Below are 12215 nucleotides of genomic sequence, written 5' to 3'. Positions count from 1 at the left end.
GGCCTGCATCCGCATGTACAGGGAGTGCAGGCGATGGCGTATCTTGATTTTTCCGGGTTCAACGGCCAGCCCCTCGCGGCGAGCGGGATGGTGGAGACGGCCGCGACGCTGACGGCGCTGGAATGGCAGGTCGTCGCCATCGCGCAACGTGACCGCCTGTCGTCGCTGGAGGCGCCCGGCCGCTGGTCCCGCCTGTTTGCCCTGTTTTTCGGGGGCGATCGCGCGAGCCCCAGGCTCGCGGATTCGAAGCTCGAGGCGCTGCGCCGTGTCGCCGTACTGGCCTGGCACAAGGGCTATGCGCTACCGAAGCAGGAAATCGCCGCCTTCCACGCCTCGGGCTATTCGCTCGACCAACTCGAGGTGCTGCTCGCCCGCGTCAGCCAGGGCCGCGCTGCATTGAACGAGGGGCGCGGGCGCTGACGCGCGGCGCGCCCCAACGTCGCGCTTACTGCTTCTTTTCCTGATTTTCGCTGTCGGCGTTGCGATCGATGCGCGACGTCATGCCGGTGGCGGCCGCGTCGGACTCGGTCTGCTCGCGGTCGCTGAACGGCGTCGGCGTCTCGCTCGGCGTCACTTCTGGCTCCGGTGCGACGTTGGCGGGCTGGGCGGCGACGGGCTCCTGGGTGGAGATGTTCACATCGGCCGGCGTTTCCGGCACGGTGATTTCCGTGACATTGGCGTCGGGCGGGGTGGGGGCCTCGTCGTCGCTGCCGCAAGCGGCGAGGGTGAGGCTGGCACCGGCCAGGATCGCGAAAGTGCGGAGCTTCATCGTGGGTTCCTTTGCGATGGGTTCAGGAGGCGGTGGCGGCGCTGACCGCCGCGCGCGCTTCGATCTTCTCAGCCAGCAGCTTGTCCCAGCTGTACGGATCGTCGCGGAAGTTCATCGAGCCGTCGGCGCCGGCAAAGGCGGTCCAGTACAGCAGATAGACCGCGACCTGGTCTGCTTCTGCCAAGCGCACGCGGACCGTCTTGGTGCCTTCCAGCTGGGCGGCGATCGCCTCGGGCTGCCATTCCGGATCGTTCTTGAGCAGCAGTTCGGCCAGTGGGCCCGGCTTCTCCAGGCGGACACAGCCATGGCTGTCGAGCCGGCTGTAGCTGTTGAACCCCGATTGCACCGGAGTGTCGTGCAGATACACCGCATAGGGATTGTCGAAGTCGAACTTGAAGCGTCCGAGCGCGCTGCGCGGCCCCGATTCCTGCTGCAGGCGGCGATCCGGTCCGGTGCCGATGATGCGATAGCCATGCGCCTTCAAATAGCCTGCGCCCTTCGGCCAGAGCTCCTTGGCGGCGATGCCGCTCGGCACGTTCCACGGCGGATTGAGCACGATCGAATGGATGCGCGATTGCAGCATCGGCGTCTCGTTGCCAGGGCGCCCGGTAACCGCCTTCATCGAGGCGATCGGGCTGTCGCCCTCGAACATGGTCATCACCGCGGCGGCGATGTTCACCTGGATGCGCTTGGCGGGCAGCTGCTTCGGCAGCCAGCGCCAGCGCTCCATGTTCGCCATGATCTGGCGTACGCGCGCCTCGACCGGGACGTTGAGCGCAGCGAGCGTGCCGGTCGAGACGACACCGGTCGGGCGCAGGCCGTAGCGGCGCTGGGCGCGGAGCACCGCGTCCTGCAGGTCCTGATCGAACATGTCGCCGGTCGACGAGACCTGCTTGTCCTCCACCGCCAGGCGCTTGCGCAGGGCCTTCACCCGCGCCCCGCTGGCCCCCTTGGCGAGATCGGGACCCGGCGCGAGTTTCGCCCAGCCGCCCGATGTGAGGATCGCGCGATAGGTGACCAGTCCCTTTTCCAGCCCGTCATAGCCCGCATAAGGCGGCGGCAGCGAGCGAACCCAGGCGGCGAGGCGATCACGCCGCACCGCGTCGGCGAAGCCGGGCGCCGGATCGAACGCGGCGGGGCGCAGGCCCCAGTCGTTGATGAAATCGCTCGAATCGAGCCGGCCGGCATGAACCGCACGGGCATAATCGAGCGCGGCGCGTGCCATGCCGTCGCTGTCGTTCGGGAGCGTGACCGTGCTCGTCATCCGGCGGAGACCCTGCGACAGCCCCGCATCGGTGAGCAGTTGCCGCAGTTCGGCAATCTGCTTGCCGCTCAGCGTCGGCAGCGGCGTCGCCTGCACCACCGGTGCGGGCGTGAGCGGGGTCGGCTGCACCTGCGGCGGCGCCAGAGTCGGCCGGGGCGTCTGTACCGCCGGTGACGGGGACTGCGACGCGCGCGGCGTCTGCGCGCGCGCGGGCGCCTGTCCCTGCGCCTGACTGGCGGGGGTGGCCTGCTGCTGGACGACCGGCGTCGGGCTGGGCTTGGGCTTGGGAATCAGCCGGAACTGGGCCGTTGCGGGAGACGCGATCGCGCCGGCCAGCGCCAGTGCCGCAACCCCCTTCGTCAACGCCACTTTGGTTACCGTCAGCTTCTTCACTTCGTCCACGCGCAATACTCCACTCGCCGCGTCGTTTATCAACGCATCGGCCTATAGGCGAGGCCTGCGCGACGATGCGAGCGCGAAAACCCGGTCCTGCTTGACTTTTGCCAACGTTGTCGGGAAGCGTCGCGCCCGATTAAGCCATTGGGGCAGGAGAGGGATCGCTTGGCCACCGCACGTTCAACGCACACCACGCTGGCATTTGCCGCGGTAACAACGCTGTTCTTCGCCTGGGGGTTCATCACCTCGCTGGTCGATCCGCTGGTCGCGGCGGTGAAGGGCATCTTCACGCTCACCAATCTGCAGGCACAGGCGAGCGCCTTCGCGTTCTTCTTCGCCTATTTCGTGGTGTCGCTGCCCGCCGCAGCGCTGGTCTCGCGACTGAAGGCGGTGCCGTCCATCCTGCTCGCGCTGTGCACCATGGCGGCGGCGTGCCTGATCATGCTCACCGCGGCCAATCTCGCCAATTACTGGCTGGTGCTGCTCGGGCTGTTCGTGCTCGCCAGCGGCATCACCGTGCTGCAGGTGGCGGCCAATCCGCTCGCCGCCGCGCTGGGCGACCCCAAGGGCAGCCATTTCCGGCTGGTGCTGAGCCAGACCTTCAATTCCTTCGGCACCTTCCTTGCCCCGCTGCTCGGCGCGCATCTTTTCCTCAAGGGCGTCGAGGTGAAGTCGGGCGCGGTGGTCGATCCGGCGGTCCGCGCGGAGGCGCTGGCGGGTATCGACACTGCCTATCTGTGGATCTGCGGGCTGATCCTCGCGCTTGCGCTGTTCTTCTTCGTCAGCCGCCGCGTCGTCCGCGATGCCGCGCCTGCGCACAAGGGCACCTCCGGCCTGTTCGACGCCTTCTCCTCGCGCTGGGCGCTGTTCGGCGCGATGGGCATCTTCCTCTATGTCGGCGCCGAAGTGTCGATCGGCACGCAGATGGCGCTGTTCCTCAACGACAACAGCATCTGGGGCCAGTCCGATGCGCCGTTCGGGGTGCCGCTGCTCGGCACGCTGATGGGCAGCGACGGCGTGCCCGGCGTTTCGCTCCAGGAGGCCGGCAAGGCCGTCGCCTTCTACTGGGGCGGCGCGATGGTCGGCCGTGCGCTCGGCTCGCTGCTGCTCACCCGCGTCCGCGCCGACAAGCTGCTGGCGCTGTTCGCCGTGATCGCCGCGGCGATGTGCCTCTATGTCGTCGCGGTCGGCGGCGTCACCGCAGGCTTTGTCGCGCTGGCGATCGGCTTGTTCAACTCGATCATGTTCCCGGTGATCTTCACGCTCACCCTCGAGCGCTCGGGCGCGAGCGAGGAGGCGACCTCGGGCCTGCTCTGCACCGCCATCGTCGGCGGCGCGGTGCTGCCGCTGCTGGTCGGCAAGGTGGCCGATCTGCACGGCTATGGCTTTGCGCTGATCGTGCCGGCGCTGTGCTACGTGGTGCTGTGCGGTTTCGCGATCGCCGCCGGCCGCGCGACCCCGGTGCGCGCGGGCGGGGCCGCTTCGTTGCATTGACCGGGAGGCCGGGCGGGGTTTGACGCTCTCGCGGCGTTGCGCCACGCTCGGCCCTCCAGACCAGAGCCTTCCCAGGGAGAATCGAGATGTCCGTCCGCCGCCGTTCGCTGCTTGCCGGCGCACTCGCGCTCCCGTTCGTCGCCCGCGCCCAGGCGCAGACACAGGAGACCTGGGAGCAGCGCAAGGAGCGCCTGTTGCACGAGGATTTCCCGGAACTGAGCCGCTACGCCGCGGACAATGCCCGCATCCTGGCGGCCCGCGAAAAGGTCAACATCGTCTTTCTGGGCGATTCGATCACCGAAGGCTGGAAGAGCAAGCGCCCCGGCTTCTTCACCCCCGGCCGGGTCGGCCGCGGTATCGGCGGCCAGACGACGCCGCAGATGGTGTTGCGGATGATGGCCGATGTCGTCCATCTGAAGCCGCGCTTCGTCCACATCATGGCGGGTACCAACGACATCGCCGGCAACACCGGCAAGATGACGCGCGCGCAAAGCTACGACAATTTCCGGATGATGGCGCAGATCGCCAAGGCCAACGGGATCGGCGTGATCCTCGCCTCGGTGCCGCCGGCCGATCATTTCCCCTGGCGGCCGGGCCTCGACGTGGTCGGGCCGATCCGCGAGATCAACGCCTGGCTGCAGGGCTATGCCAAGGCCGAACGGCTGACCTGGGTGGATTACACCGCGGCGCTGGGCGATGCCAACGGCGCGATGAAGCCGGGCCTTGCCTATGATGGCGTTCACCCCACCGAGGCGGGCTATGACGCGATGGCGACCGTGATCGAACCGTTGCTGAAGGCGCGGGGCGCATGAAGGGCGCGCTCGGCGCCGCCACGCTGCTGATCGCGGCGCCGGCCGCCGGGCAGACGCTGGAAGCGGTGTCGCCAAACGGCACCAACCGCATCGTCGTCGCGCTCGATCGCCAGGGGACGCCGAATTACATGGTCCAGCGGCGCGGGGAGATGATCCTCGCGCCGTCTCCGATCGCGCTGGACCTTGATCGCGACGCGCTCGGCTTCGCCATGGCGATCACCGGCAGCGAGGCGACGAGCGCCGACACGCGCTACAAGATCGTGCTGGGCAAGGCCGACGCGGGCCGCGACCATTACAACCAGTTGACCATCCATCTGCAGGAGCGCGGTGGCGCCAAGCGACGGATGGACCTGGTGGTTCGCGCCTATGACGACGGCGTCGCGTTCCGCACCGTGGTGCCGGTGCAGGCGGCAACGGCGGCAGCGATCGTCCGCTACGAGCGGACCGGCTTCTATTTCCCGCAGGCATGGAAATGCTGGGGCTTCAACGTAGGCCATTTCGGCTCCAGCCATGAGGGCGAGTTCGATCCCGTCGACACCACAAGGCTGCGCGACCACAATCTGTACGATCTGCCCTTTGCCTGTGAGACGGGCAGGGCCGCCTTCGCGCTCGCCGAGGCGGATCTGATCGACTTTGCCGGCATGTATCTCACCGGTCGCGGCGATGGCGGGCCGGGTCTGCAGATCAAGCTTTCGCCCTCGCTCGACGATCCGCGGGTCGCCGTCCACACCCGCATCGGCAGCCCGATCGTGACCCCGTGGCGCGTGGTGATGCTGGCCGATCAGCTGGGCAAGCTGCACGAGTCGACCTTGCTCACCAATCTCGCCACGCCGAGCAGGATCGAGGACACCAGCTGGATCCAGCCGGGCCTGACCAGCTGGGACTGGTGGAACGGGCCGGTCCTCGCCAAGCTCCCGGGGCAGCGCACCACGACGGCGGTGGCCAAGGCGTTCATCGATTTCGCCGCCGAGAGCGGCTTCCCGTACACGATGATCGACGAGGGCTGGTACGCCGGTGCCGGCGGCGGTGGGGTGCGACGCCCCGGCGTCGACATCACCAGATGGGCCGATGCGATCAATCTCCAAGAAGTCGCCGATTATGCGCGTACCAAGAAGGTTCGGCTGTGGCTGTGGGCGCATTGGCAGGCGCTCGACGAGCAGATGGAAGATGCCCTCGCGCTCTACGAGAAGCTCGGCGTCGCCGGCATCAAGATCGACTTCATGGACCGCGACGACCAATGGATGGTCAATTGGTACCAGAAGCTGCTGGGCGCGGCTGCGCGCCATCACCTGATGGTCGACCTGCACGGCGCATTCCCGCCGCGCGGGCTCACCCGTACCTGGCCCAATTTCGTGACGCAGGAAGGCGTGATGGGCGCCGAGTACAACAAGTGGAGCGCGCGGGCGACGGCGAGCAACAACGTGATGCTCGCCTATACGCGAGGCCTGCTGGGACCGATGGACTATACCCCGGGCGGCTTCCGCAACGTGGCGCCGGGGCGCTTCCAGATCCGCAACGACCTGCCTTTGGTGCAGACCACCCGCGCGCACGGCCTGGCGATGTACGTCGTCTATCTGTCGCCGCTTGCGGCGGTTGCGGACAGCCCGGACACCTATGCGGCGAGCCCTGCAGGGTTCGAGTTCCTCAAGGCGGTGCCGACGAGTTGGGACGAGACCCGCTTCCTGGCCGGTGAAACCGGCGAATATATCGTGCTCGCCCGCCGTAAGGGCAGAAGCTGGTACCTCGGCGCGATGAACGCCGAGAAGGCGCGCAGCATTACGGTTCCGCTCGCATTTCTCGGCCCCCGTGGTGCCGACGCGCGGATCTGGACCGATGGCGCTGCGCCGGACGCGGTGCAGGTGGAACGCCGCCGCGTTGACGCCGCCACGGTGCTGACGCTGAACCTTGCGGCGACAGGGGGCGCAGCCGCCATCTTCGAGGATCGCTGAGCCAAGGCAAGCCTGCCCCGATTTGGCCGCAATTCATCGACGCATCTCCACCGCTTATCTTCCCTTTCCGGAAAGTTCACAAAGGGTTCATCCGCGGATGGGTCTTTTCGGGCGCATGATTGTTGCAATGCAGCGCCCGAAAACCCCGAAGGGGAACGACATGCCGTTTCTGAAGAGCCCGGCTCGGTTCCTGCTCCACTATGTCACGCGACGGCCGCTCGCCTTCGCGCTACTGGCGTTGCTCGTCGTGGGCGGCGCCTCCAGCGCGGTGGGCGTGCAATATGCGATGAAGCTCCTGATCGACTCGATGACGGTTGCAGCACCGTCGCACATGGCGGTCTATGTCGCGCTCGCGGCCTTTGTCGGCCTGGTGGCGCTCGAGAACGGGCTGGTCCGCGGCGCGGCGATGTTGTTGTGCAACATCACCGTGGCGAGCGGCGTGCGCATCCGGCTCGACATGTTCCATTATCTGACCGGCCACCATATCGGCTTCTTCCAGAACCAGCGCGGCGGCTCGCTGGGGCACCGCGTCGGTGCGCTGACCGGCTCGTTCCAGGCGCTCACCCACCGCATCCTGATGGAGATCACGCCGCCGCTGATCGCGTTCGGCGGCGCGCTGCTGATCTTCCTCGCGATCGACTGGCGGATGGCGGTGGCGATCACCGGCATCTTCGTCGCGGCGAGCACGGGCCTGGTGTTCCTCGGCATGCGCGGCGACAAATACCACAAGGCCTTCGCCCGCGCCGCCAGCGAGAGCGGCGGCGAGCTGGTCGACCTGGTCGGCAACATCGCCGCGATCAAGTCGTTCGGCGCCCGCCGCCGCGAATCCGAGCGTCTCGCCGGCTTCTTCAAGACCGAGGCGGCGGCGCAGAAGCGCGGCTGGATGTTCGTCGAGCGCATCCGCGTGCTCCACGACGTTGCGCTGGTGATCCTGGTCGGCGCCGCGCTGGTCTGGGCGGTCGAGCGTTGGATCGCGGGCGGCATCACCGCGGGTGACGTCGTCGTCGTCAGCGCGATGACCTTCCGCATGCTTAACGGCTCGCGCGATCTGGCGATGGCGCTGATCGATACCAGCCAGCAGTTCAGCTATCTGCGCGAGACGCTGGAGATCGTCGGCGCCCCCCACGCGCTGGACGATGCCCCGGATGCGGCACCGCTGGTCGCCACGCGCGGCGAGGTGCGGATCGACGGCGTCACCTTTGGCCACCACCCGGATCGGCCCGTGCTGCACGAGCTTTCGCTGACCGTCGCCCCGGGCGAGAAGATCGGCATCGTCGGCCCCTCGGGTGCCGGCAAGTCGACGATCCTCCAGCTCGTCCAGCGCCTGCACGATCCGCAGGGCGGCCGGTTGCTGATCGACGGACAGCCGATCGACCAGGTGACGCAGGACAGCCTGCACCAGGCGGTCGCTGTGGTGCCGCAGGAAGTGCTGCTGTTCCACCGCTCGATCCTCGAGAATATCCGCTTCGCCCGTCCCGACGCGACCGATGCGGAGGTGCGTGCGGCGGCCGAGGCGGCGCATTGCGCGGGCTTCATCGCCCTGCTGCCCAAGGGCTATGACACGATCGTCGGCGAGCGCGGCACTAACCTGTCGGGTGGCCAGCGCCAGCGCATCGGCATCGCCCGCGCCTTCCTGAGCAAGGCGCCGATCGTGCTGCTCGACGAGGCGACCTCGGCGCTCGACACGGGTTCGGAAATCGAGGTGCAGCAGGCGCTCGACGCGCTGATGGCGCACCGCACGGTGCTGGCGGTGGCCCACCGCCTGTCGACCGTGGTCGGGTTCGATCGCGTGATCGTGGTCGAGCATGGCCGGATCGTCGAGGACGGGGCACCGCTGTCGCTGCTGCGCGCAGGCGGTGCGTTCCAGCGGCTGTGGGCGCTGCAGGCCGAAGGGCTGGACGCTCCGGTCGAACGCCGCGAGTTTCCTCGCTTCGTTGCCGGTACCGCGCTGCGGATGTTCGGGCTCAGCCCGCGCCCGGCGTTGCGGGTCGTGGAGCGGCAGGCCGCCGGCTGACCTGGGAACGCTCCGCTCCAGAGCGATCTGGGCGACATCGCCGCCGGAACGGAGGGTGTCGTGGTCGCCAGACCAGGGCCGATGCCGCTACAGCGCTCCTGTGGAAAAGGGTCGCCCACGCACTGCGGCGTCAATGGTGCCGTGTTCCAATCCAAAGGAGAGGGCAATGACTCAGGCGATCATTCAATATGCGTTCGACCCCAATTATGTGCTCGGCGTGCAGAATGTGCAGGCCGGCGCGTCGGTCGTGATCCTGCAGCGTTCGATGGTGACCAATCCGGCGCAGATCCTGTGGGACATCAATATGTTCAACCAGTACATCACCCTGGTTGCCACCCTGTCCAGCCCGACGCCGCTCGCGTTGACGGCGCCCACCGCGGCCGCCCAGACGCAGCTCGTCGTCAGCAATCGTCAGCTGGCCAATGATCTGCAGAAATGGACGTTCTTCGGCAACCAGAGCTTCATCTCGTCGGTCGGCGCACCGGGCATGGTCGTCGATGACAAGAACCGGGTGCTGCAGAACGGCAATCCGGTCTGGCTGTACCCGAACAACGGTTCGCCGGCGCAGCAGTGGATCCTGTTCCAGGCCAGCATGAAGGCGCTGGAGGAGGACCTCGCCGAAATCGAAGAGGCCTGATCGCTGGCGACGCGGCGGATGCTCGGCGCTCGCCGCGTCCTGGTCCGCTTCGCGCCAGGAACGGAAAACGGCGCCACCGCGAGAGCGGGGCGCCGTTTTTCTTGATAGCGATCGGGGCCGAAGCCCCGGGTCCGGGGCTCAGCGCTGGCTGACGGGCACGTAGTCGCGCTGCGTCGGGCCGGTGTAGAGCTGGCGCGGACGGCCGATCTTCTGCTCGGGGTCCGAGATCATTTCGTTCCACTGCGCCACCCAGCCGACGGTGCGGGCCAGGGCGAACAGCGCGGTGAACATTGTCGTCGGGAAGCCGATCGCCGACAGGATCACGCCCGAGTAGAAGTCGACGTTCGGGAACAGCTTCTTCTCGACGAAATAATCGTCCTTGAGCGCCATTTCCTCGAGCTGCAGCGCGACTTCGAACACCGGGTCCGTCACGTTGAGCGCGGCGAACACTTCGCGCACGGTCTTCTGCATCACGGTCGCGCGCGGATCGTAGTTCTTGTACACGCGGTGGCCGAAGCCCATCAGGCGGAACGGATCGTTCTTGTCCTTCGCGCGGGCGATGAACTCGGGGATGCGCTCCGGACGACCGATTTCCTGCAGCATGTTGAGCGCAGCTTCGTTCGCGCCGCCATGCGCCGGGCCCCACAGGCAGGCGATGCCGGCCGCGATGCAGGCGAAGGGGTTGGCACCCGACGAACCGGCGAGGCGCACGGTCGAGGTCGAGGCGTTCTGCTCGTGATCGGCATGGAGGATGAAGATGCGGTCCAGCGCCTTCTCCACCACCGGATTCACTTCATATTCCTCGGCCGGGACGCCGAAGGTCATGCGCAGGAAGTTGCCGGTGTAGCTCAGGTCGTTCTTCGGATAGAGGAACGGCTGGCCGACGCTGTACTTGTACGCCATCGCGGCGATCGTCGGCATCTTGGCGATCAGGCGGTGCGACGCGATCATGCGCTGCGTCGGATCGGTGATGTCGGTCGAGTCGTGGTAGAAGGCCGAAAGCGCGCCGGCCACACCGCACATCACCGCCATTGGGTGCGCATCGCGACGGAAGCCGCGATAGAAGGTCGCCAGCTGCTCGTGCAGCATGGTGTGGCGAGTGATCGTGTTCTCGAACTTGGTCAGCTCGTCCTGCGTCGGCAGCTCGCCGTTGAGCAGCAGGTACGAGACTTCCATGAAGCTCGACTGCTCGGCCAGCTGGCCGATCGGATAGCCGCGATGGAGCAGCACGCCTTCGTCGCCGTCGATGAAGGTCAGGCCCGATTCGCAGCTCGCGGTCGAGGTGAAACCCGGATCGTAGGTGAAGGCGCCGGTCTGCGCATAGAGCTTGCGGATGTCGACGACGTCCGGGCCCGTGCTGCCCTTGAGGACCGGATATTCGACGTCTTTCCCCGCAACATGCAGTTTGGCGGTATCGCTCATAGTGTCGTCCTTTCCTTCGACCCGTTTTCAGGCGGGCGTACGCATCTGATCTGCGATGCGGGCGAGGCTCTCCTCGCGTCCCAGCAGCGCCAGGACATCGAAGATACCCGGAGAAGTTCGGCGGCCGGTTAACGCCGCACGCAGCGGCTGCGCCAGATTGCCGAGCTTCACGCCCGCAGCATCGGCGACGGTGCGTACCGCCGCTTCGAGCGCCTCCGTATCCCACGTTGCCAATCCGTCAAGCGCGGCGTGCAACTGGGCGAGCAGGGTGCGCGCGTCGCCCTCTAGCAGAGCGGCCGCGCTCTCGTCCATTTCCAGTGGGCGGGTGCGAAAAAGAAAGCCTGCGCCGTCCGCCAGTTCGAGGAGATTTGCGGCGCGCGGCTTCAGCGCTGCCATGCTGCGGCGCAGAAGGTCGGCTTGCGAGTCGCTGGGTTCGAACGGCAGCCTTGCGGCGACCAGCTCGGCCAGTCGCGCATCGTCCGACTGGCGGATATAATGACCGTTCAGGTTCTCGAGCTTCTTCAGATCGAACCGGCTTGGTGACTTGCCGACGCCGGCCAGATCGAACCATTCGATTGCCTGTTGGCGGCTGATGATCTCGTCGTCGCCATGCCCCCAGCCGAGACGGAGGAGATAGTTGGAGACCGCCTCGGGCAGCAGGCCGAGTTCGTCACGATAGGCGTCGACGCCGAGCGCGCCGTGGCGCTTGGAAAGCTTGGCGCCGTCCGCGCCGTGGATCAGCGGGATATGGGCATATTCCGGCTCGTCCCAGCCCATCGCGCGGTAGATCGGCAACTGGCGGAAGGCGTTGTTGAGATGGTCGTCGCCGCGGATCACGTGCGTCACGCCCATGTCGTTGTCGTCGACCACCACGGCGAGCATGTAGGTGGGCGTGCCGTCCGAGCGCAGCAGCACGAGATCGTCGATCTCGGCATTCTGCACGGTCACCTCGCCTTGCACCTGGTCGCGGATCGTCACTGCGCCTTCGGTCGGCGCCTTGAGGCGTACGACATGCGGCGCGGACAGATCGCCGTCGGTGCGGTCGCGCCAGGGCGAGCGGATGCGCAGCGGCTTCTTGGCGGCTTCCGCCTCGGCGCGCATCGCGGCGAGTTCGTCCTGGGTCAGATAGCAGCGATAGGCGGCGCCCCGCGCGATCATCTCGTTCGCCACTTCGGCGTGCCGGGCGGCGCGGGCGAACTGATAGACTTCGTCGCCGTCCCAATCGAGGCCGAGCCAGCGCAGGCCGTCGAGGATCGCCTCGATCGCCGGCTGGGTCGAGCGGGCGCGATCGGTATCCTCGATGCGCAGCAGGAACTTGCCGCCATGGTGGCGGGCGAACAGCAGGTTGAACAGCGCGGTGCGCGCCCCGCCGATGTGGAGAAAGCCGGTCGGCGAGGGGGCGAAGCGCGTGACGACGGGCTTGGCGGGGGTGGTTTCTTGTGTTGCGCTCAAGCGCGC

The 12215-nt window shown here is 67.3% G+C and carries 10 protein-coding genes; 6 read left to right on the top strand and 4 right to left on the bottom strand.

Features of this window, described 5'->3' with window-relative positions; genetic code table 11:
* Window positions 1-33: 33 nt before the first annotated feature.
* Complete coding sequence (locus S2M10_RS11020; RefSeq protein ID WP_168846095.1) at window positions 34-420, top strand: hypothetical protein; 387 nt, start codon at window positions 34-36, stop codon at window positions 418-420.
* 25 nt (window positions 421-445) lie between these two features.
* Here the strand turns inward: S2M10_RS11020 and S2M10_RS11015 are convergent, their stop codons facing one another.
* Both S2M10_RS11015 and S2M10_RS11010 read right to left on the bottom strand, forming a co-directional pair.
* Complete coding sequence (locus S2M10_RS11015) at window positions 446-769, bottom strand: hypothetical protein (protein WP_168846094.1); 324 nt, start codon at window positions 767-769, stop codon at window positions 446-448.
* 22 nt (window positions 770-791) lie between these two features.
* Entirely contained in the window at window positions 792-2435 is a 1644-nt protein-coding gene (locus S2M10_RS11010; RefSeq protein ID WP_168846093.1) for a L,D-transpeptidase family protein, read from the bottom strand.
* 159 nt (window positions 2436-2594) lie between these two features.
* Between S2M10_RS11010 and S2M10_RS11005 the strand changes: the two genes are divergently transcribed.
* The 5 genes from S2M10_RS11005 to S2M10_RS10985 all read left to right on the top strand — a co-directional run bounded on the left by S2M10_RS11005 (window position 2595) and on the right by S2M10_RS10985 (window position 9335).
* A complete protein-coding gene (locus S2M10_RS11005) occupies window positions 2595-3923 on the top strand; it encodes an MFS transporter (RefSeq protein ID WP_168846092.1) in 1329 nt (442 codons plus the stop codon).
* An 86-nt stretch (window positions 3924-4009) separates the two neighbouring features.
* Window positions 4010-4735, top strand: coding sequence for a GDSL-type esterase/lipase family protein (locus tag S2M10_RS11000; RefSeq protein WP_168846091.1), 726 nt, complete (start codon window positions 4010-4012; stop codon window positions 4733-4735).
* Window positions 4732-6684: a glycoside hydrolase family 97 protein gene (locus S2M10_RS10995; RefSeq protein WP_168846090.1), complete on the top strand. Its 1953-nt coding sequence runs from the start codon at window positions 4732-4734 to the stop codon at window positions 6682-6684. Before S2M10_RS11000 ends, S2M10_RS10995 begins: the two co-directional genes overlap by 4 nt.
* Before the next feature lie 160 nt (window positions 6685-6844).
* Complete coding sequence (locus S2M10_RS10990; RefSeq protein ID WP_168846089.1) at window positions 6845-8698, top strand: ABC transporter ATP-binding protein; 1854 nt, start codon at window positions 6845-6847, stop codon at window positions 8696-8698.
* Between the two features lie 166 nt (window positions 8699-8864).
* Window positions 8865-9335, top strand: a complete 471-nt coding sequence (locus S2M10_RS10985) for an RICIN domain-containing protein (protein WP_168846088.1) — start codon at window positions 8865-8867, stop codon at window positions 9333-9335.
* Window positions 9336-9473: 138 nt separating this feature from the next.
* Here S2M10_RS10985 and S2M10_RS10980 read toward each other — a convergent pair whose 3' ends face one another.
* Both S2M10_RS10980 and gltX read right to left on the bottom strand, forming a co-directional pair.
* A complete protein-coding gene (locus tag S2M10_RS10980; RefSeq protein ID WP_168846087.1) occupies window positions 9474-10757 on the bottom strand; it encodes a citrate synthase in 1284 nt (427 codons plus the stop codon).
* 27 nt (window positions 10758-10784) lie between these two features.
* Window positions 10785-12209 carry a glutamate--tRNA ligase gene (gene gltX / locus S2M10_RS10975; protein ID WP_168846086.1) on the bottom strand — a complete coding sequence of 475 codons (1425 nt, stop codon included), beginning with the start codon at window positions 12207-12209 and terminating at the stop codon, window positions 10785-10787.
* Between the last annotated feature and the right edge of the window lie 6 nt (window positions 12210-12215).

The sequence above is a fragment of the Sphingomonas sp. S2M10 genome (assembly GCF_012650175.1).
Taxonomy (GTDB): Bacteria; Pseudomonadota; Alphaproteobacteria; order Sphingomonadales; family Sphingomonadaceae; genus Sphingomonas.
The sequence above is the reverse complement of the archived record's forward strand: the minus strand, read 5'-3'. Positions and strand labels throughout refer to the sequence as shown.